Source organism: Cupriavidus sp. 207A1 (assembly GCF_057798955.1).
Genome location: NZ_JBYOJO010000005.1, coordinates 25626 through 50803, shown reverse-complemented (window position 1 = coordinate 50803; position 25178 = coordinate 25626). Strand labels below are relative to the sequence as shown.

At 68.2% G+C, this 25178-nt stretch carries 20 protein-coding genes; 11 read left to right on the top strand and 9 right to left on the bottom strand.

All coding sequences use genetic code 11. The annotated features are described in order from the left end of the window. The first annotated feature begins 24 nt into the window (after positions 1–24). Positions 25–1278 carry an arsenic transporter gene (locus AC3FMM_RS10505; RefSeq protein ID WP_326348705.1) on the top strand — a complete coding sequence of 418 codons (1254 nt, stop codon included), beginning with the start codon at positions 25–27 and terminating at the stop codon, positions 1276–1278. Positions 1279–1288: 10 nt separating this feature from the next. Here the strand turns inward: AC3FMM_RS10505 and AC3FMM_RS10500 are convergent, their stop codons facing one another. Continuing rightward, positions 1289–1480 carry a hypothetical protein gene (locus AC3FMM_RS10500; protein ID WP_062803446.1) on the bottom strand — a complete coding sequence of 64 codons (192 nt, stop codon included), beginning with the start codon at positions 1478–1480 and terminating at the stop codon, positions 1289–1291. 297 nt (positions 1481–1777) lie between these two features. Between AC3FMM_RS10500 and folE the strand changes: the two genes are divergently transcribed. Both folE and AC3FMM_RS10490 read left to right on the top strand, forming a co-directional pair. Beyond that, positions 1778–2536: a GTP cyclohydrolase I gene (gene folE / locus AC3FMM_RS10495; protein WP_115713642.1), complete on the top strand. Its 759-nt coding sequence runs from the start codon at positions 1778–1780 to the stop codon at positions 2534–2536. Between the two features lie 51 nt (positions 2537–2587). Then, on the top strand, positions 2588–3031 hold the full coding sequence (locus AC3FMM_RS10490; protein ID WP_018008408.1) for a BLUF domain-containing protein: 444 nt from the start codon (positions 2588–2590) through the stop codon (positions 3029–3031). Positions 3032–3049: 18 nt separating this feature from the next. Here AC3FMM_RS10490 and AC3FMM_RS10485 read toward each other — a convergent pair whose 3' ends face one another. Both AC3FMM_RS10485 and AC3FMM_RS10480 read right to left on the bottom strand, forming a co-directional pair. Beyond that, positions 3050–3304 carry a hypothetical protein gene (locus tag AC3FMM_RS10485; protein WP_115714270.1) on the bottom strand — a complete coding sequence of 85 codons (255 nt, stop codon included), beginning with the start codon at positions 3302–3304 and terminating at the stop codon, positions 3050–3052. A 144-nt stretch (positions 3305–3448) separates the two neighbouring features. Next, positions 3449–3613 carry an FmdB family zinc ribbon protein gene (locus tag AC3FMM_RS10480; RefSeq protein WP_018008406.1) on the bottom strand — a complete coding sequence of 55 codons (165 nt, stop codon included), beginning with the start codon at positions 3611–3613 and terminating at the stop codon, positions 3449–3451. Between the two features lie 420 nt (positions 3614–4033). Here AC3FMM_RS10480 and AC3FMM_RS10475 point away from each other — a divergent pair, with 420 nt between their 5' ends. The 3 genes from AC3FMM_RS10475 (at position 4034) to AC3FMM_RS10465 (ending at position 9613) form a co-directional block, all read left to right on the top strand. Further along, positions 4034–4681, top strand: coding sequence for a response regulator (locus AC3FMM_RS10475; protein WP_115683365.1), 648 nt, complete (start codon positions 4034–4036; stop codon positions 4679–4681). 11 nt (positions 4682–4692) lie between these two features. Beyond that, positions 4693–8088 (top strand): ATP-binding protein, encoded by a 3396-nt coding sequence (locus AC3FMM_RS10470; RefSeq protein ID WP_488686562.1) that lies wholly within the window; start codon positions 4693–4695, stop codon positions 8086–8088. A gap of 133 nt (positions 8089–8221) precedes the next feature. Next, positions 8222–9613 carry an MFS transporter gene (locus AC3FMM_RS10465; protein WP_115713645.1) on the top strand — a complete coding sequence of 464 codons (1392 nt, stop codon included), beginning with the start codon at positions 8222–8224 and terminating at the stop codon, positions 9611–9613. A gap of 97 nt (positions 9614–9710) precedes the next feature. Here the strand turns inward: AC3FMM_RS10465 and AC3FMM_RS10460 are convergent, their stop codons facing one another. The 3 genes from AC3FMM_RS10460 to AC3FMM_RS10450 form a co-directional block, all read right to left on the bottom strand. After that, positions 9711–10688 (bottom strand): Bug family tripartite tricarboxylate transporter substrate binding protein, encoded by a 978-nt coding sequence (locus AC3FMM_RS10460; protein ID WP_115713646.1) that lies wholly within the window; start codon positions 10686–10688, stop codon positions 9711–9713. Between the two features lie 92 nt (positions 10689–10780). Continuing rightward, the gene (locus AC3FMM_RS10455; protein WP_115713647.1) at positions 10781–11593 is read right to left on the bottom strand and encodes an SDR family oxidoreductase; all 813 of its coding nucleotides are present in this window, start codon (positions 11591–11593) and stop codon (positions 10781–10783) included. Between the two features lie 48 nt (positions 11594–11641). Then, a complete protein-coding gene (locus tag AC3FMM_RS10450; protein ID WP_116314769.1) occupies positions 11642–12571 on the bottom strand; it encodes an IclR family transcriptional regulator in 930 nt (309 codons plus the stop codon). A gap of 461 nt (positions 12572–13032) precedes the next feature. On the opposite strand from AC3FMM_RS10450, the gene fdnG reads away from it, so the two are divergent. The 5 genes from fdnG to AC3FMM_RS10425 all read left to right on the top strand — a co-directional run bounded on the left by fdnG (position 13033) and on the right by AC3FMM_RS10425 (position 19604). After that, positions 13033–16122, top strand: coding sequence for a formate dehydrogenase-N subunit alpha (gene fdnG / locus AC3FMM_RS10445; protein WP_488686561.1), 3090 nt, complete (start codon positions 13033–13035; stop codon positions 16120–16122). Then, complete coding sequence (fdxH, locus tag AC3FMM_RS10440; RefSeq protein ID WP_326348701.1) at positions 16119–17033, top strand: formate dehydrogenase subunit beta; 915 nt, start codon at positions 16119–16121, stop codon at positions 17031–17033. Before fdnG ends, fdxH begins: the two co-directional genes overlap by 4 nt. Then, on the top strand, positions 17030–17695 hold the full coding sequence (locus AC3FMM_RS10435) for a formate dehydrogenase subunit gamma (RefSeq protein WP_198036072.1): 666 nt from the start codon (positions 17030–17032) through the stop codon (positions 17693–17695). Before fdxH ends, AC3FMM_RS10435 begins: the two co-directional genes overlap by 4 nt. Continuing rightward, complete coding sequence (gene fdhE, locus AC3FMM_RS10430; protein WP_326348699.1) at positions 17692–18555, top strand: formate dehydrogenase accessory protein FdhE; 864 nt, start codon at positions 17692–17694, stop codon at positions 18553–18555. The genes AC3FMM_RS10435 and fdhE overlap by 4 nt, the downstream gene beginning before the upstream one ends. A 92-nt stretch (positions 18556–18647) precedes the next feature. After that, a complete protein-coding gene (locus AC3FMM_RS10425) occupies positions 18648–19604 on the top strand; it encodes a Dyp-type peroxidase (RefSeq protein ID WP_116314155.1) in 957 nt (318 codons plus the stop codon). A gap of 72 nt (positions 19605–19676) precedes the next feature. Here the strand turns inward: AC3FMM_RS10425 and AC3FMM_RS10420 are convergent, their stop codons facing one another. The 3 genes from AC3FMM_RS10420 to AC3FMM_RS10410 all read right to left on the bottom strand — a co-directional run bounded on the left by AC3FMM_RS10420 (position 19677) and on the right by AC3FMM_RS10410 (position 25110). Next, complete coding sequence (locus AC3FMM_RS10420; protein ID WP_115713651.1) at positions 19677–19874, bottom strand: hypothetical protein; 198 nt, start codon at positions 19872–19874, stop codon at positions 19677–19679. A gap of 58 nt (positions 19875–19932) precedes the next feature. Continuing rightward, positions 19933–22722: an ATP-dependent Clp protease ATP-binding subunit gene (locus tag AC3FMM_RS10415; protein ID WP_488686560.1), complete on the bottom strand. Its 2790-nt coding sequence runs from the start codon at positions 22720–22722 to the stop codon at positions 19933–19935. Between the two features lie 114 nt (positions 22723–22836). Next, the gene (locus tag AC3FMM_RS10410) at positions 22837–25110 is read right to left on the bottom strand and encodes an FdhF/YdeP family oxidoreductase (protein ID WP_488686559.1); all 2274 of its coding nucleotides are present in this window, start codon (positions 25108–25110) and stop codon (positions 22837–22839) included. Between the last annotated feature and the right edge of the window lie 68 nt (positions 25111–25178).

Here is a 25178-nt window from a genome sequence, read left to right as displayed (position 1 = left end):
TTTCCGAATTCCGCCCCGTACCCGATGTCCAGCCACAGCCCGCTGCTGATCTGGTCGGTCGCCGCGCTAACCACCGCTGGCGTCCTGTTCCGCCCCTTCCGCCTGCCCGAAGCCTTCTGGGCTGCCGGCGGCGCCCTGCTGCTGTGCGCCACCGGCCTGATGGCGCTGCCCGAGGCCTTCGCCGCGGTGCTGCGCGGCTACGACGTGTACCTGTTCCTGGCCGGCATGATGCTGATCGCGGAACTGGCCCGCAAGACCGGGCTGTTCGACCACGTTGCCGCGCTCGCCGTGCGCCTGGCGCGCGGCTCGGCGCCGCGGCTGTTTTTGCTGGTGTACGGCTTCGGCACGCTGGTGACGGCGTTCATGTCCAACGACGCCACCGCCGTGGTGCTGACGCCCGCGGTGCTGGCCGCGACCCGCGCCGCACGCGTGCGCCAGCCGCTGCCCTACCTGTACGCCTGCGCCTTTATCGCCAACGCGGCCAGCTTCGTGCTGCCGATCTCCAACCCGGCCAACCTGGTGATCTTCGGCGAGCGCATGCCGCCGCTGGCCGGATGGCTGGCCAGCTTCGCCCTGCCGTCGCTGGCCGCGATCCTGGCCACGCTGGCAGCGCTGTGGTGGACCCAGCGCGCGGCGCTGGCCGAGCCCATCGCCGCTGACGTGCCGGTGCCGCCGCTGTCGCTGCAGGCGCGGCTGAGCGCGCTGGGCATCGTGCTGACCGGGCTGGTGCTGTTGCTGGCCTCGCTGCGCGGCGACGCGCTGGGCTGGCCCACCTGCGCCGCGGGCGTGGCCACGCTGCTGCTGGTCTGCGCCACCCGGCGCGAACTGCTGTGGCCGACGCTGCGCGAGGTGTCGTGGGGCGTGCTGCCGATGGTGGCCGGCCTGTTCGTGCTGGTGGCGGCGCTGGAGCAGACCGCGGTGATCCGCCTTCTTGCCGACGCCGTGGCGGCCGCCTCGCGCGACGGCGGCGCGGTGGCGCTGCTGGGCGTGGGCGCGGTGGTGGCACTGGCGGGCAACGTGGCCAACAACCTGCCGGCCGGTCTGATCGCGGCGTCTGCGCTCGACGCCGGACATGCCTCGCACGCGGTCAGCGGCGCGGTGCTGGTCGGCATCGACCTGGGCCCCAACCTGTCCGTCACCGGCTCGCTCGCCACGCTGCTGTGGCTGACGGCGCTGCGCCGCGAAGGGCTGCAGGTCAGCGCCGGCCAGTTCCTGCGCGTGGGCGCGGTGGTGATGCCGGCGGCCATGCTGCCGGCACTGGCGCTGCTGCTGCTTTAGGCGGTCGGCCTCAGCCGCTGGCGGGAACCTGCGCCGCGGGACTGCGCGGCGCCGGCGACAATGGCCGGCGCAGTCCGCCCGCGCCGTGGCGCACGGCACTGGCATGGTGTTCCGCGACACCGGTTTCCACCGGCGTGGCCGGTACCGGCACTGTCACCACATGGAGCAACATCAGGCTGCTGCACGGAAAGGCGATCGGCATGATGAGGTGGATCCCGACAAAGCGTCAGGCCGCGCTTGGCCGCGGCCGGGTGCCGGCAGCCTGCGACGGGCTGCCTGGGTGTTGTGCAGACATTATGTGGGGTTGTCGTCGCCCTGCGTGGCGGGCTTGAGCGATGTCACGAACTCTTCATGGAAAGCCCTTTCGTTGTGGCGTATCCGACCCACCGGGAGCTCGTTTTCCTGCTACCGCGCGGGTTGTGAGGCCACGGCATCTGCCATATAGTGAATCCGGCACACACCCGCTGCGCAGCCATTCACGTCATCACCAACCCAATCCATGAACAGCAAGGACGCAGCGCACCGCGCAAAGGACAGCAACGCCGACGAAAGGGTCGGCGAAAAGGCCGGTCACGCCGCCGCCAGTGTCTCGGCCCGCATCCGCGCGCGGCTGGAAGCCGCGCAGGAACGCTTCCACGCCAACGACAATATCGCCCGCTATATCGAGCCGGGTGAAATGGAGCAGCTGCAGGCCGAAGTCCAGGCCCGGCTGCAGGACGTGCTGCGGGCACTGGTGATCGACGTCGACAACGACCACAACACGCAGGAAACCGCGCGCCGCGTGGCCAAGATGTACCTGAAGGAAATCTTCGCCGGCCGCTATGCCAAGGCCCCGCCGGTGACGGAATTCCCCAACGTCGGCCAGCTCAATGAACTGATGATCGTGGGCCCGCTGCGCGTGCGCAGCGCCTGCTCGCACCACCTGTGCCCGATCATCGGCAAGCTGTGGATCGGGGTGATGCCGAACCAGCATTCCAACCTGATCGGGCTGTCCAAGTACGCTCGGCTGGCCGAATGGATCATGTGCCGTCCGCAGATCCAGGAAGAGGCGGTGGCGCAGGTGGCCGACCTGCTGCAGGAAAAGATGAGTCCCGACGGCCTCGCCATCGTGATGGAGGCCGAGCACTTCTGCATGCACTGGCGCGGCGTGCGCGACACCGACGCCAAGATGACCAACAGCGTGATGCGCGGCTCTTTCCTGAAGGACGACAGCCTGCGCCGCGAATTCCTCACGCTGCTGAACCATAACCGCGGCTAGCGGCCCTGGCCCTGCCGCCACACGGAGCGCCATTACCGGAGCGCCACGACCATGCTAGTCCGCCTGCTCTATGCCAGCCGTGCCCGCCAGGCCATCGATGCCGCCCTGCTCGACGCCATCCTGGCCGCCAGCCTGGAACGCAATCCGCGCCACGGCATCACCGGCGTGCTGTGCCATGGCAACGGCATCTTCCTGCAGGCGCTGGAGGGCGACCGGCAGGAGGTCTCGCAGCTGTTCCAGTCGATCGCGCGCGATCCGCGCCACCACGACGTGACCCTGCTGCATTTCGAGGAAACCTGCACGCGCGACTTTGCCGGCTGGGCGATGGGGCAGGTCAATGCCGCGCGGCTCAATACCGCCACCCTGCTCAAGTTCTCCGCGCGCGCCGAGCTCGACCCGTACCGCACCGGCGGCGCGGCCTCGCTGGCGCTGCTCAAGGAGCTGATCGCCGGCGCCTCGGTGGTGTCGCGCACCGGCGAGCGCGGCCGGCACTGAGCCGCGCCGGCGGCGCCGCTACACCGTGATCGGCCCGTACAGGCCGCACTCGAGGTCGCTTTCGAACTCTTCCATCCATGACGTGCCGGCGCCGGCTTCATAGACGCTGGTCTTGTCGGTGCCGACGCGGCGCACGCTGACGCGGCGCACGCCGTCGCCGTCGTGCTCGTCGGTAATATCGAACATCTCCGCCGCCAGCCCGACATGCCTGCACGCGTCCAGGACCTGCTGCTGCTCGTCGGCGGGAAATTCAGTGAACGGTCTCGTTGCCATGGCATCCTCCGTCAAGGTTGAGATCGCCGCTTGCGCGCAGCGCGAACGCGCGTGGCGCCGCAGGCGCCACGCATGAAGCAACACGCGCGCCGGCATCCGGCCGGCGGCGCGCGCGCACCCTCCTGGGATCTTGTTGTTCGAGACTCAGCTCTTGCGCTGGGTCACCGCCACGAACGGCGCCGGTGCGTGCTGCACGGACTGGCTGCCGCAATTCGGGCACGGTGGATGGGCAGAGGCATGTTCCGCGAGATGTTCGGTTTTTTCGAACACATGGCCGCACTTCTCGCAGCGGTATTGATAGACGGGCATGGCATTCCCCCACGCGGTGCACACGCCGCGGGGCGCGTGTCAGCTTCATTCTAGGACAGCGGTCCGTGCCGCCAAACGCCAAAATCCCGCTCCACCGGCATGTGCGTGGCGCGTGTGACCGGCGATGTCGCCACCGCGGCACTTTGGCGTGCATTGATTTCCCGCAATGGCTGTATCGCAAGACAAGGGCCGGATTGCTGCGCAAACCCGAGTCAAGCCGGCGCGGACTGCCGCTTATCTTCCAGAGATGTCATTGCATTGGCCGGATCTGGTCCTTTGCGCGATCCCACGGCATCCGCGAACTAGCCGAATTCCGATTCAGCGAGGCGCTGAATCTGGCCAGAATCCGAGTCTTGTGATGACGCCACCGCACGGCGCCCGCAGCCGCAACCCGGTTGCCGTCTCACCCGGAGATTGCCCATGAACGACCAAGTCCTGCGCGTTGCCCTGGCCGACGACCACCCGCTGGTGGTGGCTGCGCTGCGCGACTGCCTGCAGCGCAGCGCGCGCGTCCAGATCAGCGCCGAATGCCGCAACGGCACCGAGCTGCTCGGCACGCTGGCGCGGCACCCGGCCGATATCGCCATCACCGATTTCTGCATGGGCCAAGGCGATGCCTCGCTGGACGGCTTCAACCTGCTCAGCCGGCTGGCGCGGCGCCATCCGGCGACCCGGGTGGTGGTGATCAGCGCCCGCTCCAATGCCGCCATCGTCCGCCGCGCGATGAAGCTGGGCGTGCGCGGCTTCGTCAGCAAGGAGGATCCGCTCGAGGAAGTGGTGCGCGCCTGCGCCCACGCCGCGTTCGGCAGAGGCTGCTTCTGCTCGCCCGCGGTGCACGCGGTGCTGCAGCGCGCGGCGCTGCCCGGCACGCCCGCGCGGGAGCCGACCCAGCGCGAACTCGAAGTCATCCGGCTCTATGCGCAGGGCGCGCAGCTGACCGAGATCGCCGCCAAGCTGGGCCGCTCGGTCAGCACCATCTCCAGCCAGAAGACCGTGGCCATGCGCAAGCTCGGCGTGCAGACCAATACTGGCCTGATCCGCTACGCCTATGAAAGCGGGTTGATCTGACCGCGCGGGCGATGCAGCAAGACCCCGACCGCACCCGCGACACCCTGACCGGCACCTTCGACGCGCTGGCCGACCACGCCCGCCGGCAGCAGCACCTGTACTCGGTGACCATCGCCGCGCTGATCGCCATCGTGCTGTGCTCGGGCACGCTGCTGGCCGGGCTGGCGGCGGACCAGCACCTGGACTACCGGCGCAGCCAGGTTGCGCAGTATGTCGGCACGGTATCGCAGCGGCTGCATAACGAAGCCTCGTTCGTGCGCCGCACCGCGCTCAGCATCCGCTACCATCTGCGCGCCGCCGTCGCGGCCCCTTCGCGCGACCCCGACGTCGAGGCCTTGCGCCGCACCGGCGCGGCCGGCGTCCATATCGAGGCCGTGCGCAAGGACTACCATCTGCTGGCCGGCGACGCCACGCGCCAGGCCTGGGGCGCGAGGCTGCCGACCGAGTTCGCGCGGCTGCGCCAGGTCGCGCTGGCAGCGGTGGCCACGCAGCAGGCCTTCGACCTGGACCATGGCGCCTACGCGGTCTCGCTGGACGAGGACAGCGCGGTCGTGATCCGCCAGCCCGAAGCCGGCGCGCGCGCGCCGCTGGCGCTCGATCCGGCGCTGATCCCGCGCCTGCGCGCGCAGCTGACTGGCGCGCTGCTTGACCGCACCGGCCACGCCGTGCCGGCGCGCGACCAGACCGTCTGGCTGGGGCCGCTGCGCGACCCCGTGGACGACAGCCCGATCATGGTCCTGGCCAGCGCCGCCTATGCCGGCGACTCAGCCAGCATGCTGGTGGCCGCCTGCGTGCCGCTGCAGGCGTTCCTGGCCGGCCTGCCGCCGCCACAGGACCACGCCGGCCTGGCGCTGCTCAATGACGCGGACCGCCTGATCGATGTGTGGCCGCATGCCGGCACGCTGACCTCGGCCAGCGCCCGCGACATCGCTGCGCGGGTCCGCGGCCTGCCGCACAACGCGCTGCGCCTGACACGCTCGGGGGTGGTGCTGGTGCAGCCGTTGCAGCCCGGCTTCGGCCTGCTGGTCTACCACCTGCCATACCGGCTGCTGTTCAACGCGCTGGCGGCCGAACTCGCGGTGATCGGCGCCGCCATGCTGCTGCTGACCGTTGCCATCGTGCTCGCGGCGCATTACTGGAGCCGGCACCTGCTGCGGCGCTCGCATGCCGAAGCGAGGCGCGCGCTGGAAAGCGAGCTGATGAACCAGGTGCTGGTCAGTGCCACGCCGGTCGGCCTGTGCATCGTGCGCCAGCACGACTACGCCGTGCTGGCCTGCAATCCGCTGGCGGCATCGCTGCTACCGGCGCGGCCGCACGAACCGCTGCCCGCCGCGGTGGCCGGGGCGCTGGCGCGGCTGCCTTGCGGCGCCGGCGGCGGCCCTGCATCGGTCTGCAGCGTCACCGTCGCGGCCGCTGAAGCACCCGGCCCCACCGCGGCGGCACCGCGCTTCCTGCAGGTCACCTATGCCCCGGCGCGCTACCGCGATGAAGCCGTGCTGTTCTGCGCGGTGCTGGACTGCACCGCGCAAGAGGCGCTGCAGCAGCAGCTGCGCTCCGCCCAGCAGGCCACCGAAGCGATGCTGCGGGTGCGCTCGACTTTCTTTGCCGCGATGAGCCACGAGATCCGCACGCCGCTGAACGCGCTGCTGGGCAACCTCGAACTGCTGGCGCGCAGCGGCGCCATGGAGCCGCACGTGGCGCGGCTGCGCGCGCTGGAGACCGCCGCCGGCTCGCTGCGCCGCATCGTCAACGATGTGCTGGACTTCTCCAAGATCGACGCGGGGCAGCTGGCGCTGGTCAATGCGCCATTCCGTCCCGTCGAGGCCCTGGAGAGCCTGGCGCTCGCCAATGCGCCCATGGTCGCGGGCCGCCCGCTGCGCTTCTGCCTGCAGCTGTCGCCGACGCTGGACACGGAAGTCGTGGGCGATCGCACGCGGCTGGTGCAGGTCTTCAACAACCTGCTGAACAACGCCTTCAAGTTCACCGCCAGCGGCCGCATCACGCTGAGCGGCGAGCTGCAAGCCGATGCGCATGGCACGCAGCGGCTGGTCTGCCGCGTCAGCGATTCCGGCATCGGCATGACACCAGCACTGGCGGCGCGCGTGTTCCAGCCGTTCGTGCAGGGCGATGCCGCTGCCGACAGCCGCTATGGCGGCACCGGGCTGGGGTTGTCGATCTGCGCCAGGCTGTGCGAGCTGATGGGCGGCAGCATCGTCGTCAACAGCGTGCCGGACGTTGGCAGCGCGTTCACGGTGTCGGTGCCGCTGGCGCCGGCCGATGCAGCGCCGCACGCACCAGCGGCGGCGAGCGTGACGCACAGCGGCCGTGTGCTGGTGCTATCGCAGGACCAACGCACCGGCGCGTCGATCGAAGGATGGCTCAAGTCCGCGGGGTGGCACACCGAGGCGGTGGCCTCCATCGCCGTGGCGCAGGACAGCGTGCAGCGCAATGCGCCCGCTGCCGTGGTCGCGACCGAAGACTTTGCGCCAGCGGCGCTGGATGCGCTGCGCCAGACCGCGCCGCTGGTGTGGCTGACGGCCGACGGTCCGCATCGCCCGCGGCAGCATGGCGCCGGCATGCTGGAGGCGTCGGCATTCAGCCATCGCGCGCTGCTCGACGCCGTGGCGGCCGCCACCGGCGCAACCCAGCAGGCGACCATGCCCATGCCCGCGGCCCCCACGCCAGCGCTGCCCGCGCCGGCGGCGGCGCCCCTGACCATCCTTGTCGCCGAGGACAACCCGCTGAACCAGTCCCTGGTCGCCGAGCAACTGCAGGCAATCGGCTGCCACCCCATCGTCACGGGCAACGGCAGGCAGGCACTGGCGGTGCTGGCGCGCACACGCGTCGACGCACTGCTGACCGACCTGCATATGCCGGAAATGGACGGCCACGCCTTGCTGCATGCCGTGCAGGCCAGGTATCCGGGCCTGCCGGTCATTGCCTTCAGCGCCGTGGCCTGCAGCGATCCCGAGCACGACTGGCGCCTGCGCGGCTTTTCCTGCTACCTGGCCAAGCCCGCCTCGCTGCAGGACCTCGACGCCTGCCTGCGCGGCCTGCCTCGCGCCGCGACCGATGCCGCCGCCTGCGCGCAACCGCGCGACCCGGCCACCACAGTGGAGACCCCGCGCCGCCGTTACGAAGACATGCTGCGCCGGCAGCTGCAGCAAGACCTGCCGGCACTGGCCCGCATCCTCGCGCAGCAGGACCCGGCCGGCCTGCGCCACTGGGTGCATGCCGCGGCAGGCGCCTTCATGATCGTGCGGCGCCAGTCCATCGTCAGGCAATGCCAGGACCTCGAGGCATTGTGCGAGGCGGCCCCAGGCTGGGCCCCGGCCATGGCCGAAGCGGCAGACATCCTTTACAAGCGGCTGCAGCGCTACGCGCTCGGCGCCGCGGCGGGGCCCTGACCGCTGACGGCAGCGCCTTACCACAATTGGCGGATTTGCGAGCAGCCGCACGCGCGACCATAATGGCAACGCCGCGCCGTGGCCCGCCTGGCCGATCCGACCCGGGCGCGGCATTGTCTCCAATGTCTCCCCCATGCCGCCAGAACAAGGCCTGCCCCAGCCCCAGCGCACCTGGGCCATCCTCACCGTTTTCTTCGGCCTGATCATGGCCGTGCTCGACGGCTCGATCGCCAATATCGCGCTGCCGTCGATCTCGCGCGAACTGCAGGCAGATCCCGCCAGCACCATCTGGGTCGTCAACGCCTATCAGCTGACGGTGACCGTATGCCTGCTGCCGCTGTCGTCGCTGGGAGACATCCTGGGCTACAAGCGGGTCTACCGCGCGGGGCTGGCCACCTTCCTGGTGGGGTCGCTGCTGTGCGCGCTGTCGGTCAACCTGCCGATGCTGGTGGCCGCGCGCGTGCTGCAGGGCATCGGCGGCGCCGGCATCATGAGCGTCAACACCGCGCTGGTGCGCTTTATCTACCCGCCCACGCGGCTGGGCCGCGGCATCGGACTCAATGCGCTGGTGGTGGGCGTGACCATCGCGGTGGGGCCGTCGCTGGGCGCGCTGATCCTGGCGGTGGCCAGCTGGCCCTGGCTGTTCGCGGTCAATGTTCCGGTGGCCATCGCCGCGCTGGCGCTGAGCCGTACCGCGCTGCCGAACACGCCGCCGCAGCCGCGCGGGTTCGACTACCCCAGCGCGCTGCTGTCGGCGCTGGTGTTCGGCATGTTTATCCTGAGCGTCGACGGCCTCGGCCATCCCGGCTGGCGCCTGGCCGGCTGCGCGGGCGTGGCGCTCGCGGTGGGGCTGGGCTGGCTGCTGGTGCGGCGCCAGCGCGGCCGCGCCGCGCCGCTGGTGCCGGTCGACCTGTTTGCCAGCCGCGCCTTTGCGCTGGCGGTGGGGACTTCGTTCTGCTCGTTCATGACGCAGATGCTGTCCTTTATCGCGCTGCCGTTCTTTCTCGAATACCAGCTCGGCCGCTCGCTGCAGGAGACCGGCTTGCTGATCACGCCGTGGCCGCTGATGGTGGCGGTGATGGCGGCGGTTTCGGGCCGGCTGTCGGACCGCTATCCGGCCAGCATCCTCGCCGGCATCGGGCTGGCCATGCTGGGCGGCGGACTGGTCGGCCTGGCCACGCTGGGCCCCGACGCCGGCAGCTTCGACATCGCCTGGCGCATGGCCATGTGCGGCACCGGCTTCGGCTTCTTCCAGTCCCCCAACAACCGCGCCATGATCGGCGCCACGCCGCCGGAGCGCAGCGGCGGCGCCAGCGGCGCGCAGGCCACCACGCGACTGCTGGGCCAGACCACCGGCACGGCACTGGTGGCGCTGCTGTTCAGCTTGTCGCCGGACAGCGCGGCGCGCATGGCGTTGTATGTGGCGGCGGCGGTGGCGGCGGTGGGGGCGATGATCAGCCTGAGCCGGTTGCGCGATCCCGGAGGAGAGACGGCGGTGCGGGAGGCGGTGGAGCCGGATGCGTAGCTGGGAATGCGCTGAGACGCGGCCGGTTTGCTCCCCTCTCCCGCTTGCGGGAGAGGGAGTACACCAGCAGTAGTTGGAAAGCCGGTGGCAAATGGTGTTACTCCGCCTTCGCCCCCGACTCCTTCACCACCCTCGCCCACTTGGCGATTTCCTGGCGCTGATAGGCCGCCAGCTTTTCCGGCGTGCCCAGCACCGGGTCCAGTCCCAGCGTCTTCAGCTTCGCCTGCACCTCGGGCAGCGTGAAGATGCGGTTGAGCTCGGCATTCAGTTTGGCCACCACCTCCTTCGGCGTATTCGCCGGCGCGAACACCGCGAACCAGGAATCCGCCTCGAAGCCCGGCAGACCCTGCTCGGCCAGCGTCGGGATATCCGGTGCCGAGGCCGAGCGCTTCGCGCTGGTGATGCCGAGTGCGCGCAGCTTGCCCTCGCGCACCACGGGCAGGGCCGAGGGCAGGTTGTCGAACATCATGGTGATATGGCCGCCGAGCAGGTCGGGAATGGCCATGGCGCGGCCCTTGTAGGGAACGTGCGTGATTTTGACGCCCGCCATCGTATTGAACATTTCCCCGGCCACATGCGGCGAGGTGCCGATGCCTGGCGTGCCGAAGGTCAGGCCGCCGGGCCGGGCCTTGGCCAGCGCGATCAGCTCCGCCACGTTCTTCGCCGGCACGCCCGGATTGACCACCAGCACGTTGGGCGTCGAGGCGATCAGGATCACCGGCGTGAAGTCCTTGACCATGTCGTACGGCATCTTGCTGTACAGCGCGCCGTTGATCGAATGCGTGCCGACGGTGCCGAGCGCCAGCGTATGGCCGTCGGCCGGCGCGTGGGCCACGGCCTCGGCGCCGATATTGCCGCCTGCGCCGGGCTTGTTGTCGACCACCACCGGCTGGCCCCAGGCGGGCGAGATTTTCTCCGAGACGATGCGCGCCAACGTGTCGGGCGCGCCGCCGGTGGGAAAGCCCACCACGATGCGGATGGGCTTGGCGGGATAGCCCTGTGCCTGCGCGGCAGCGGGGCCGGTCAGGACGGATGCGGCAAGCACTGCCGCCGCGGCAACGGTACCGAAACGCATGGGATGCTCCTCCGGTTGCGCGCGGCTGCGTGGCCGCGCGCATTGTGAAGGCGGCGGCAATGCCGCCGCCGGAACCTGCCAGGCTGCCCCTTTCAGACCGCGATGCCGCCGAACTCCTGCATCACCTTGTCATGCAGGCGGCGCATGCCGCGCAGCCAGCGGTCATAGTCCTGGCCCTTGCGGCGATAGTACTCAAGCACTTCGGGGTGCGGCAAGATCAGGAAGCGCTCGTCGGCCACGCCCTCCAGCGTCACCGCGGCGACATGCTCGGCGGTGACCGAGCCTTCCTGCAGGAAGCCCTTGCGCTCGCCGTTCTCGCCGAACAGCATATTGGTCTGCACCCCCTGCGGGCAGATGCAGCTGACCTTGATGCCGCGCTCGCCGTAGGTGATCGACAGCCACTCGGCAAAGCCGATGGCGGCATGCTTGGTCACCGCATACGGTGCCGAGCCGATCTGCGACAGCAAGCCCGCCGCCGACACCGTGTTGACGAAGTAGCCGTCGCCGCGCTCCAGCATCTGCGGCAGCACCGCCTTTGCCGCATGGATGTGCGCCATCACGTTGATTTCCCAGATGCGCTGCCAGTCGCCGGCGCTGGCGTCCAGGCCCTTGCGCAGGATGATGCCGGCGTTGGAACAGAAAATATCGACCTGGCCGAAGCGCTGCGTGGCAAGGTCGGCCAGCCCCTGCACCGCGGCTGCGTCGGCCACGTCGACCGGCTGGGCAAACACCTGGCAGGCGGGCGCGACGGCCTGGACCTCGGCCGCCACCGCGGCGGCGCCGGCCGCGTTCAGGTCAGCCACGGCCACGCCGCGCGCGCCAGCCTGCGCAAAGGCCAGTGCCAGCGCGCGGCCGATGCCGGTAGCCGCGCCAGTCACCACGACGGTCTTGTTGCGTACTTCCATGGGTGGTCTCCTCGTTGAATTCGAATGCCGGCATCTGCGCCGGACGCATCAGGCCCGCTTCGCCGCGTCGGGCTCGGGCCCCGGTTCTGGCTGCGCCGAGGCAAAGCGCGCGGTCGCGCGCGCACCGCCCGGCTGCCACAGCCGCGCCTGCAGGGTCTGCGCCAGCTCGCGCACGCGCGGCCCCAGGTTGGCTTCCAGGATTTCCGGCGACAGCCGCGCCGCGGCGCCGCCGATATTCAGCGCCAGCACCTCGCTGCTGCCTGCCAGCCGCAGCGGCGCGGCCGCGCCGCTGACGGTGCGGTCCCATTCGGCATGCGCCACGCAGAAGCCGCGCCGCGCATGGTCACGCAGCGCACGCTCCACGCCCGCGCGCACCGCCGGCCAGCGTGCATCGTAGTGTCGGGCCAGTTCCGCCAGCGCGGCTTCGCGGTGATCCGCATCCAGACCCGCCAGCCACGCCCGCCCGATCGCCGAGGTGGCCATCGGCAGCCGCGCGCCCGGCGCCAGCCGGATCACCAGCGCGCCGCGCGGCTGGCAGCTTTCCAGGTAGACCATGGCATGGCGGTCCGGCATCGCCAGCGCCACCGTGCAATCCGTCGCAAACGCCAGCGACTGCATCAGCGGCTGCGCGATCTCGCGGATGCCGGCAGCGCCGACATAGCGATGTCCCAGCACCATCGCGCCCTGCCCCAGCCGGTATTTTTCCGTCGCCTCGATATAAGTCAGGTAGCCGAGCGTGGCCAGCGTATAGGTCAGCCGCGACACTGTCGGCCGCGGAATGCCGGTGCGCCGCGACAGCTCCGCGTTGCCCAGGTAATCGTCCTGCGGCCCGAACGCGCGCAGCAGCTCCATGCCGCGCGCCAGCGCCGTGACGAAATTGCGGTCATCGGCACAGCCATTGCCCCCCGGCACGTCGGCCGGCACCAGGATGTGCGCGGCATCGGGCGGCGGCGTGGGAATGGTGGTGGTGCGTCTCATGGGCAGCGGTTCGGGCAGGCCCATTAGATTGCAGCAAAGGCGGCGGCCGCAGGGGCGCTATGTAGGGAAAGCATGTGCCCTAGAAACGGTGTTCATGGACACCATTCGACAGGCCGGCGCCTGTCACATCTGTGGCGCCAGAGGCGTCACTTAACGGATTGCTTATGGGCTGGCAAAGAATCGCTGAATTGTCCTTCGGTTGGCACGCGGATATCTTTGCGCAAAAGGCGCGGATCATGCCGGCGACGCTGCCCGTCACGGCAACGCTGACCCGACGCCCGGAGACGACCTGACACGCTGCCCAAGGCGGCAATTCCCATCAAGGATGGCTCTCACCGCCACTGCGCCCACCCCGCGCAGCGGGCCTGCGCGCGCGTTCATTCCTTGTCGGACATAAAAAAGGCGGAGACCCCCGGCCTGTTCATCCGCGGGCCGGCGGAAAAAATGACGATGAGACCACGATGACTACACCCACCAGCATTGGACGCCGGCGGTTCCTCAAGATCCTTGGCGCCGGTTCGTTCGCCGCTTCGGCCGCGGCCCTGGGCATGGCGCCGGCATGGGCGCAAACCCCGGCGGGCGTGCGGCCCTACAAGCTGCTGCGTGCCAAGGAGACGCGCAACAATTGCACCTATTGCTCGGTCGGGTGCGGCCTGCTGATGTATTCGCTGGGGGATGGTGCCAGGAACGCAAAGCCACGCATCTTCCACATCGAGGGCGATCCCGACCATCCGGTCAGCCGCGGCTCGCTGTGTCCCAAGGGCGCGGGGCTGCTCGACATCGTCCATTCGAAAAACCGGCTGCTGTACCCGGAATACCGTGCGCCGCGGTCGAAGGAATGGGTGCGCATCAGCTGGGACGACGCGACCCGGCGCATCGCGCGCCTGCTCAAGGACGACCGCGACCAGCACTTCATCGCGCGCAACGAGAAAGGCCAGCTGGTGAACCGCTGGCTCAGTTCGGGCATGCTCGCCTCGTCGGCGGCGTCCAACGAAACCGGCGTGCTCGACTTCAAGTTTGCCCGCTCGCTGGGCATGCTGGCGCTGGACTGCCAGGCACGGCTGTGCCACGGGCCCACGGTATCCGCACTGGGCCCGTCGTTCGGGCGCGGCGCGATGACCAACCACTGGGTGGACATCAAGAACGCCGATGTCGTCATGATCATGGGCGGCAACCCCGCCGAGGCCCATCCCGTCGGCTTCAAGTGGGTGATCGAAGCCAAGATCAAGAACAAGGCCAGGGTCATCGTCGTCGATCCGCGCTTCAACCGCACGGCCGCAGTGGCCGACATCTTCTCGCCGATCCGCGCGGGCTCGGACACGGCCTTCCTGATGGGCCTGGTCAACTGGCTGCTGCAGCACGACAAGATCCAGCACGACTACGTGCGCGCGTACACCAACGCAGCGCTGATCGTGCGCGAGGACTTCAGCTTCGACGAGGGGCTGTTCTCGGGCTTCGATGCCGAAACCAAACGCTACGACAAGTCGTCGTGGACCTATGAACTCGACGGCGCGGGCAACGCCCGGCGCGATCCGTCGATGCGCCATCCCCGCTGCGTGCTGAGCCTGCTGAAGCAGCACGTATCGCGCTACACGCCGGAGAAGGTCGAGGAAATCACCGGCGTGAAGCAGGCCGACTTCCTGCGGATCGCCGAGATCGTGGGCACGTGCGCGGCGCGGGACAGGACCCTGACGTGGCTGTATGCGCTGGGCTGGACGCACCACACCGGCGGCGCGCAGATCATCCGCGGCGCGGCGATGATCCAGCTGCTGCTGGGCAATGTCGGCATGGCCGGCGGCGGCGTGAACGCGCTGCGCGGGCACTCGAATATCCAGGGCTATACCGACCTGGGCCTGCTGTCGGTACGGCTGCCGGGCTATATGGACCTGCCCACGGACGGACAGCAGACCCTGAAGAAATACCTGGCCGATGCCACGCCCAGGGCGCTGCTGCCCGACCAGGTCAACTACTGGAAGAACCTGCCCAAGTTCTTCGTCTCGCTGCAGAAAAACCTGTTCGGCAAGCATGCCACGGCGCAGAACGACTGGGCTTATGACCTGCTGCCGAAATGGGACCGCAGCTACGACATGCTGGCGTACTTCGACCTGATGTATGAGGGCAAGGTCAACGGCTATATCGTCCAGGGCTTCAACCCGCTGGCGGCGATGCCGGACAAGAACAAGTCCTCCGCCGCGCTGTCGAAACTGAAGTTCCTGGTGGTGATCGACCCGCTGGTGACCGAGACCTCCAACTTCTGGCGCAACGAGGGCAAGTTCAACGACGTCAGGACCGAGGAAATCATGACCGAGGTGTTCCGGCTGCCGTCGAGCTGCTTTGCCGAAGAGGACGGCACCGTGGTCAATTCGGGCCGCTGGCTGCAATGGCACTACGCCGGCCAGCAGCCGCCGGGCGAGGCGCGCCACGACCCCGCCATCCTCGCCGGCATCATGATGGAACTACGCAGGCTGTACCAGACCGAAGGCGGCGCGTGTCCCGAGCAGGTGCTGCACATGACCTGGGACGCCGACACCTATCACGATCCCCACAACCCGCATCCCGAGGAAATGGCCAAGGAGGCCAACGGCTACGCGCTGGCAGACGTTTTCGACGAGCGCGGCAACAAGATCCTGCGCAAAGGCCAGCTGCTGGATTCGTTCGCGCAGCTGCGGGACGACGGCACCACCTCGAGCTACTGCTGGATCTTCAGCGGCTCCTGGACCGAGGCCGGCAACCAGATGGCCAGGCGCGACAACACCGACACCGGGCTCGGCAATACGCCCGGCTGGGCCTGGTCCTGGCCCGCCAACCGCCGCATCCTCTACAACCGCGCTTCGATGGACGAGATGGGGAAGCCGTGGGACCCGAGGCGCCAGATCCTGCATTGGAACGGCCAGCAATGGACGGGCGCCGACGTGCCCGATTTTCCGCTGACCGCGGCGCCCGGCACACCCGTTGGGCCGTTCATCATGCTGCCCGAAGGCGTGGGCCGGCTGTTCTCCGCCGGCGGCATGATAGACGGCCCCTTCCCCGAGCACTACGAGCCGGTGGAAAGCCCGCTCGCAAAAAACCCGCTGCATGCCAGGGTCACCCACAACCCGACCGCGCGCATCTTCCAGAACGATGCGCAGCGGCTGGGCAACCGCACCGATTTTCCTTATGTCGCCACGACCTATTCGGTGACCGAGCTGTTCCGCCACTGGACCAAGCATTCGCACCTGAACGCCATGCTGCAGCCCGAGCAGTTCGTCGAGATCGGCGAGAAGCTGGCCGCCGACAAGGGCATTGCCCATGGCGATACGGTCAGGATCACCACCCGGCGCGGCTATATCACGGCCAAGGCCGTGGTGACCAAGCGCATGCGCACGCTGCAGGTGGCGGGGCAAACGGTCGAGCAGGTCGGCATCCCCTGCCACTGGGGCTTCGAAGGCGCGACCCGCAAGGGCTATCTCGCCAACACCCTGGCGCCCGGCGTGGGCGACGCCAACTCGCAAACGCCGGAATTCAAGGCATTCCTCGTCAATATTGAAAAGATGGCCGGAGCCCGGGCATGAACTCACAGAACATCATCCGCCGCTCGGCCTCGTCCGAGCTGACGCCGGCGCCGCGCATCCGCGACCACCAGATGCAAGTGGCCAAGCTGATCGACGTGTCGATCTGCATCGGCTGCAAGGCGTGCCAGGTCGCCTGCAACGAATGGAACGACCTGCGCGGCGACGTGCAGGAAAACGTCGGCATCTACGACAATCCGCGCGACCTGTCGCCCAACACCTGGACCCTGATGCGCTTCACCGAGCATGAGGACCAGGCTGGCAAGCTGGAATGGCTGATCCGCAAGGACGGCTGCATGCATTGCGAGGATCCCGGCTGCCTGAAAGCCTGTCCCGCGCCTGGCGCCATCGTGCAGTATGCGAACGGCATCGTCGATTTCCAGTCCGACCTGTGCATCGGCTGCGGCTATTGCGTCGCCGGCTGCCCGTTCGACGTGCCGCGCATCTCGAAGCTGGACAACAAGGCTTACAAATGCACGCTGTGCTCCGACCGCGTCGCGGTCGGACAGGAGCCGGCCTGCGTCAAGACCTGCCCCACCGGCGCCATCGCTTTCGGCTCGAAGGCGGAGATGCAGTCGCTTGGCGCGGAGCGCGTGGCCGAGCTGAACGAGCGCGGCTATGCCAATGCCGGCGTGTATGACCCGGCGGGGGTGGGCGGCACCCACGTGATGTACGTGCTGCAGCATGCCGACGATGCCGAGCGCTACGCGGGCCTGCCGAAGGACCCCGAGATCAGCGCGCTGGTCGCCGGGTGGAAGGATGACCTGAAACCCGCCGCCGCGGTCATCGGCGCAGCTGCGGTCGCAGGCATGGCCGCGCATTTCATGGCGGTCGGCCCGAATACCACCGACACCAGCCACGACGGCGCGAGTGACCCCGCCACCGACGACACGGCAAACGGAGACGGCAAATGATGCGCCACGAAGACAGGATCCTGCGCACGAAGCTCGCCGAGCGGCTGTGCCACTGGGCGGTCGTGCTGTGCTTCTTCCTTGCCGCGGTGTCGGGGATTTCATGGTTCTTCCCCACTGTGAGCTGGATGAGCGGCTTGCTTGGCACGCCGCAACTGGCGCGGCTGCTGCACCCGTTCCTCGGCATCGCGGTATTTGGCGGGCTTTGCTACATGTTCGCGCGCTTCGTGGGCTACAACCTGCCGGCGCGCACGGATGCGATCTGGTTTCGCCGCATCCGTGACGTCCTGATGAACCGGCATGGTGGCGAACCGCTGCAGATCGGCAAGTACAACGCCGGCCAGAAGGTGCTGTTCTGGCTGATCATGGCTTCGATACTGGTGCTGCTGGTCTCCGGGCTGGTCATGTGGCGCGCGTATTTCGCCGAATTTTTCCCGATTCCGGTATTGCGCCTGGCGATCCTGGCCCATGCCGTGGCCGGGATCGGGCTGATCCTGCTGATCATCGGGCATATCTATCTGGCAATCTGGGTCCGCGGCTCGATCACCGGCATGGTGACGGGCTACGTCTCGCGCGCGTGGGCCAGGCAACACCATGACCGGTGGCATGGCGAACTGGAAGCGAAAGACGCGCAGGCGGCAAGCGCAAGGGGGCATGGGCAATGAACCCGCATCCGAAGATGCAGGGGGCGCTGCCGCCGGATGAGGCATCGCGGCATTTCACGCCGCTGATCCAGCCCGACCTGTTCCAGCTTTACAGCCGGCGCGCCGCGCGCCTGCATGCGCTGGCCGAAGGCCACGACCATGCCGCTTACCTGCACTGGGCCGCCCGCGTGACCGAGGCGCAGGCAACCGTGCTGCCCGACGCCGGCGCATGCGGGCCGCTGGCAGCCGGCGCGATTGCGCATGCGGGGCGTTGCATTGCCCTGCTCGACCGTCTGATCGAGCGGCTTGCGCATGACATTCCCGCGCCGGCCGCACCCCATCTCACGGCACTGCGCGGCCTGGCCGCGGTCGAACGCCTGGCGGCCGCGCAGGCGCTGGCCGCGGGCCGCTTCGACGCCGTGCCGGCGGCGATCGCACCATTGCTCTGGGCCGCGCTGTCGCTGCAATGCGCCACCGCCGCGCGCGCGGCGCCGGTGCCCGTCGGCGGCAGCGCCGAGCCGCCAGGTTGCCCGCTGTGCGGCACCGCCCCGGTGGCAAGCCTGATCCTGACCGGCGAGCGCCACGGCATGCGCTACCTGCATTGCCCGCTCTGCGAGAGCGCGTGGCACATGGTGCGGGCCAAATGCAGCAACTGCGGCTCCGCCGCCGAGCTCGACTACCTGAGCCTCGATACCGTCGAAGCCACGGTGCGGGCGGAGAGCTGCGGCGTGTGCCACGGCTATCTGAAGGTGGTGTCACTGGAGCGGGATCCGCATGCCGAAGCGGTGGCCGATGATCTGGCCACGCTGGCGCTGGACGATGCCGTGGCGGGCGAAGGCTTTCAACGTACCGGGTTAAACCCGTTCGCCTTGCCGGGATGAGACCCGGGCAGGCACGCAGTTCGTGTACGCTTATGCGCGGAATTCTCGCCCGTCTGCGCACCGACGGATTGGCCCGAACACAACAGATACCGATGCCCACCAGTCTCCCCGAACCCCAGGCCGTTGCAAACCCCGTCACCCGCAGCGCGATATTCCTCGTCGCAACGCTTGCCGATGGCGATGACCACGCCGAAACCGTGCGTGCATGGTGCGCCGACGTCGCGGCGGTGGTGCGTGCAGTCGGCCATCGCGTACCGGACGGCAACCTGTCCTGTGTCTGCGGCTTCGGCTCGGACGCCTGGGACCGGCTCTTCGGCGCGCCCCGTCCCGCTGCGCTGCACCGCTTCCGCGAGTTCGGTGCCGGCGAGCGCATGGCCCCGGCAACGCCGGGCGATCTGCTGTTGCACATCCGCGCCGAAGCGATGGACCTTTGCTTCGAGCTGGCCACGCAGCTGCTCGGCAAGCTGGGCGACGCGGTGCGGGTGGTCGACGAGGTGCATGGCTTTCGCAACTTCGACATGCGCGCGATGATCGGTTTCGTGGACGGCACAGAAAATCCGACCGGCCGCGAAGCCGCGGGCTTCACGGTGATCGGGGAAGAAGACGCCGGGTTCGCCGGCGGCAGCTACGTCATGGTGCAGAAGTACCTGCACGACATGGCCGGGTGGAACGCGTTGCCGGTCGAGGCGCAGGAACTGATCATTGGCCGCAGGAAGCTGTCGGACATCGAGCTGGACGCCAGTGTCAAGCCATCGAACTCGCACAGCGCGCTGACTACGCTCGACGACAACGGGCAGGAAGTCAAGATCCTGCGCAACAACATGGTGTTTGGCCGCCCCGGTGCGGGCGAATTCGGCACCTACTTCATCGCCTACGCCCGCTCGCCGGCCCCGATCGAGCAAATGCTCGAGAACATGTTCGTCGGCCGGCCGCCCGGCAACTACGACCGGCTGCTCGATTTCAGCCGGGCTGTCACCGGCGGCCTGTTCTTTGTCCCCTCGGCCGACCTGCTCGAAGCGCTGGCGGACCGCAGCGGCTCCGGGCATTGACGTGGCCGCCTGCCCTCCCCTCCGATTGGCGGCCGCGATCCCCCGGGCCCATCGCGGCCGCGCCTGGCGCGGTCAGCCGCCCAGTTCCTGGAAGGCGTGACCGTTGGCACCGAGTCCTTTCAGGACATCGGGCGGCACATCGGTCTCGGCGACGGTTCCTTCAAGCCGCCACTGCGCGGCATCGGCAAGGTCGGGAAGCCCCGCCCCCTTGCGCACATAGAGTCCCAGCGTCGGCTTCTTCAGGTTGAGGTAAAAGTCGAACTCCTGCATGGTTGAACCTCCGGCGTAGAATTCCCTGCACTATCGCCTGCGTTGTTGCCTGCCGCGCTCAGGCTGCGGCATCACCGGCAGCAACGGCGCCATCCCCCTTTCCGCCACTCCCCTTACCGGGCGAAGCAGCCTTGGCACTCGCCTTGCCGGCCTTCGGCTTGCGCGCCGCTTCCAGCTTCCTGAAGCTCGCCGCGTCGCGCTCGCGGTCGAAGCCCACCTCGACACTGTCCCCGGACTTCAGCTTGTCGCCCAGTATCTGCCGCGCCAGCGCGGTTTCGACCTGCTGGCGGATCTGGCGCCGCAGCTCGCGCGCACCGAATTCTGGCTGGTAGCCCACCTCCACCAGATGATCGATCAGCGCCTCATCGAACCTGACCGCGATGTCCTGCGCGGCGGCGGTGCGCGCGACGCGATCAAGCTGGATCTGCACGATCGCGCGGATGTTCTCGCGCGAGAGCGCATGGAACACAATGATGTCATCGATGCGATTGAGGAACTCCGGCCGGAAATGTCCCTTCAGAACCTTCATCAGCGCTTCGTGCAGCGCCTTGTCGTCCATGCGGGATGCATCAGGCTTCTCGAGGTTCTCCATGATGATCGGTGCGCCCAGGTTGCTGGTGGCGATGATGACGGTGTTGCTGAAATCCACCACGCGGCCCTTGCCGTCGGTCAGGCGTCCGTCGTCGAAGACCTGCAGCAGCACGTTGTACACGTCGGTGTGGGCCTTTTCGATCTCGTCCAGCAAGATCACGCTATAGGGCCGGCGGCGGACGCGCTCGGTCAGCTGCCCGCCCTCGTCGTAGCCGACATAGCCCGGGGGCGCGCCAATCAGCCGTGCCACCGCATGGCGCTCCATGTATTCGGACATGTCGATGCGGATGATGGCCTGCTCGTCGCCGAACACGGTTTCCGCGAGCGCCTTGGCCAGCTCGGTCTTGCCCACGCCAGTCGGCCCGAGGAAGAGAAAGGTCGCAATCGGCCGGTTGGCCTGGCCGAGCCCCGCGCGCGACAGGCGCACCGCGTCGCTCACCGCGACCACCGCGTCATCCTGGCCCACGATGCGCTCGCGCAGCCGCTCCTCCATCTTCAGCAGCTTCTGGCGTTCTTCCTGCGTGAGGTCGGTCACCGGGATGCCGGTCAGGCGCGACACCACCTCGGCAATGGCCGCGACCGTGACTTCCAGCGTCTCCGAGCCGGTCTTGCGCTGCCACGCCTCCGTCAGCTCATCGAGCCGCTTTTGCTGGTCGGTGATGCGGTCCTCGAAGGCCTTGGCCTCGTCAAAGCGCTTGCGTGACGCGGCATAGTCCTGCTCGCGCCTGAGCTGCGTGATCTCCGCCTCCAGTTCCTGGATGTCGGCTGGCCGCGAGGTCGAACCGATGCGCACGCGCGCCGCGGCCTGGTCGATCAGGTCGATGGCCTTGTCTGGCAGGAAGCGCGACGTGATGTAGCGGTCCGACATTTCTGCCGCGGCCACGAATGCATCGTCGGCAAAGGTGACCTGATGGTGCGCCTCGAGCTTGTCGCGCAGGCCGCGCAGGATGACGATGGTCTGCTCCACGGTGGGCTCCGGCACCAGCACCGGCTGGAAGCGCCGTTCCAGCGCCGCGTCTTTCTCGATGTACTTCTGGTATTCGTTCAGCGTGGTCGCGCCGATCAGGCTCAGTTCGCCGCGCGCCAGCGCGGGCTTGAGCACGTTGGCAATGTCCAGGCCGCCCTCGCCGCCGCCCTGTCCCGCGCCGACGATGGTGTGCAGTTCGTCGATAAACAGGATCAGCTCATCGTTCCTGGCAGTGACCTCATCGATCAGCTGCTTGGCACGTTCCTCGAACTCGCCCCGGTACTTCGCCCCCGCCACCATGGCATTGAGGTTGATCTCGACCAGGCGTTTGCCGCGCAGCACTTCAGGCACGTCGCCGTTGACGATGCGCTGCGCCAGCCCCTCGACAATGGCGGTCTTGCCCACGCCGGGCTCGCCGATCAGCACCGGGTTATTCTTTTTGCGCCGCGCCAGCACCTCGATCGTGTTCTCGATCTCCTGTGCCCGGCCGAGCACCGGGTCAAGCTTGCCCTGCCGCGCGATCGCCGTCAGGTCGCGCCCGAACTTGTCCAGCGTGGGCGTGCCCGTTGGCGTGTCGACGCGACCATCCTCCGCGCCCTTGCCCACCACCTTCACCACCTTCTGGCGCAGCGCCTCAGGCGTGACGCCGTACTTCTTCAGCAGCGTCCCGGCGATACTGTCGGGCACCGAGGCCAGCCCGATCAGCAGGTGCTCCGGGCCAACATAGGAATGCCCCAGCTCGCGCGACGCCTGGAACGCGTACTCGAACGCCTTCTTCAGGCGCGGCGAGATCGTCATCCGGTCGACCGCGGCGTCCGGCGCGGCGCTGCCGGTTTGCGCATGCGCGTCGATATAGCCGCGCAGGTCTTGCGGCGATAGCTTGAGCTCCTTGAGCAGCGCAACGCAGACATCGGTATCGGACAGCACATAGAGCAGGTGCTCGGTGTCCAGTTCATTGCGCCGCAGCTCATGGGCCTTTTCCGCCGCGCGCTGCAGCAACTCCAGCGTCTGTTCGCTGAAGGCGTCGGTCACGTCGACGGATTCACGCGGTACTTCGGCCGCGAAGCCGCCCTGCGCCTCGTCGTCCGCGCCATTGCCGAGGCCGCCGAAGAAGCGCGACAGGCCGCCCCCGCCCAGCAGCGAATCGAACGGGTTGAGCATGTCCTGGTGGCGCAGCAGCTGCCGGTAGTCGTAGTCGCAAATAGACATGGACTTGCGCTGGCCGTCCTGAACCACCGTCACGCGCGCCACGGCCGGGCGCGCATTGCAGATTTCACATAGGGTCGGCATGATGAGCTTTCCTCCACAGACAGGTCGCGTTTAGCGTCAACGAAATGCCGCGGCACGCCGCCTGCGCGGCTTGCAACGGCGCGTGGAATCAAGGAAAAGAGGCGTGACGTGCCATTACGTCACCGTCGAGCGCAGCACGCGCACCGGGACGGACTTGTAGGACGGCGTGCCGCTGTCCTCGTCAATGTAGTCGAGCGGCACCAGCCTGTTGGCCTCCGGATAGTAGGCGGCGACCGATCCCGGCGCAATCTCGTATTCGATCGCGGTCAGTTTGTCGAAGCGCAGTTGCCGGCCCGCTGCGATGGTCTCGATATCGACCAGGTCGCCATGTTCCAGGCCGCGCGCAGCAAGGTCGGCCGCGTTCATGAACAGCACATCGCGGCGCCCGAACACGCCCCGGTAGCGGTCATCCATGGCATAGATCGTGGTGTTGTACTGGTCATGGCTGCGGATCGTCACCAGCCGCAGCACATCGTGGGCCTGGACCTGTTTGTCTTCCTGCAGTCCCTTGAACACGTAGAACTCCGCCTTTCCCGACGGTGTTTCCCATCTGCGTTCGGTGGGCGGCAACGGCATGCGGAATCCGCCAGGCACGCGCACGCGCGTGTTGAAGTCGTCGAAGCCCGGCACGGTCTGCTCGATCAGGTCGCGGATCCGGTCGTAGTCGGCAACCAGCTCCAGCCACGGAACCCTGCTGTCCGGCAGGGTTGCGGTGGCAATGCCCGCAACGATGGCCGGCTCCGAGCGCAGCAACGCGGATGCCGGCGTGAGCTTGCCGGCCGAAGCATGGACCATCGACATCGAATCCTCCACCGTGACCGATTGCGGCCCGGTTTCCTGCACATCCAGTTCCGTGCGGCCGAGGCAGGGCAGCAGGTAGGTCTCCCTGGCCACCAGCAGGTGCGTGCGATTGAGCTTGGTGCCGACATGGACGCTCAGGTCAAGCTTGCCCATGGCAGGGAAGCACTGGTCCGGATCAGGCAGCGCGACCGCGAAGTTTCCTCCCAGGCAAAACAGCGCCCTGGCGCTGCCGTCGATCATCGCCTGCATGGCCCGGACGGCATCGTGCCCGTGCGCCGCCGGCGGACGGAAGCCGAACGTGTCCGCGAGCCGCTGCAGGAAATCCGCAGAGGGCTTCTCGGTGATGCCGACGGTCCGGTTGCCCTGCACGTTGGAGTGGCCGCGCAAGGGACAGATGCCGGCGCCGGGCTTGCCGAAGTTGCCGCGCAGCATCAGCAGGTCGCACAGCAGGCGGACATTGGCCGTGCCTTCGTTGTGCTGCGTCACGCCCATGCCATAGGTGACGATGGTGGCGTTCGACTTCGCATAGGCCGCCGCGACCCGTTCCAGGTCGGCACGCGCAAGGCCGCTGGTCTGTTCGACATCCGCCCATTCGGTCGCCGCCAGGTCCTCCGCCAGCGCTGCAAAGCCCTGGGTGTGGCCGGCAATGAAGTCGTGGTCCAGCACGTTGCCCTGGCTGGCTTCCAGTTCCAGCAGTGCTTTCATGACCCCCTTGATGGCGGCGGCATCGCCCCCGGCCCGCACCAGGAAGTACGACGACGCGATCCGGGTGGAGCCGTAGGTCGCCATCTCCAGCATGTTCTGCGGGTCGGCGAAGCGCTCGAGCGCGCGTTCGCGCAACGGGTTGAACACCAGGATCGGCACGTTGCGCCGCGATGCCTCGTGCAGCGTTCCCATCATGCGGGGATGGTTGGTTCCCGGGTTGTGCCCGATCGAGATGATCAGCTCGCACTGGTCAAAGTCGTCCAGCGACACGGTGCCCTTGCCGATGCCGATCGAGCGCGGCAGGCCGACGCTGGTGGGCTCGTGGCACATGTTCGAGCAATCAGGGAAATTGTTGGTGCCGTACTCCCGCGCGAACAGCTGGTACAGGTATGCGGCCTCGTTGGAGGCCCGGCCGGACGTATAGAACTCGACCTGATCCGGCGCCAGGCCGCGCAGAATTTCGCCGATGCGGGCGAACGCAGCTTCCCACTCCACCAGCCTGAAGGTGTCGGTGGCGCGGTCATAGACGAGCGGATGCGTCAGGCGGCCCTGGTCTTCCAGTTCGAAATCGGTGCGGTTCAGCAGCGCCGACACCGTGTTGGCCGCGAAGAACTCCGGCGTCACGCGCTTGGTCGTGGCTTCCCAGGTGACGGCCTTGGCGCCGTTTTCGCAGAACTGGAAGGTCGACCGGTGCTCCTTGTCGGGCCACGCGCAGCCGGGGCAGTCGAAGCCGTCGGGCTGGTTGGTGCGCAGCAGCGTGATCGGGGCCTTGACGGTATCCATCTGCAGCCGGATCGCCGTGGCGGTTGCCTTCAGCGCTCCCCAGCCTCCGGCGGGGCCGTCGTATTTGCGAATACCGGGTACATCGCGTAGCTTGGCCATGATTGCTCCTTGTGCCGCGCCGAAGGGGGCGGCGTTGCAGTGGATCACGCGCGTTACTGTTACCGCTT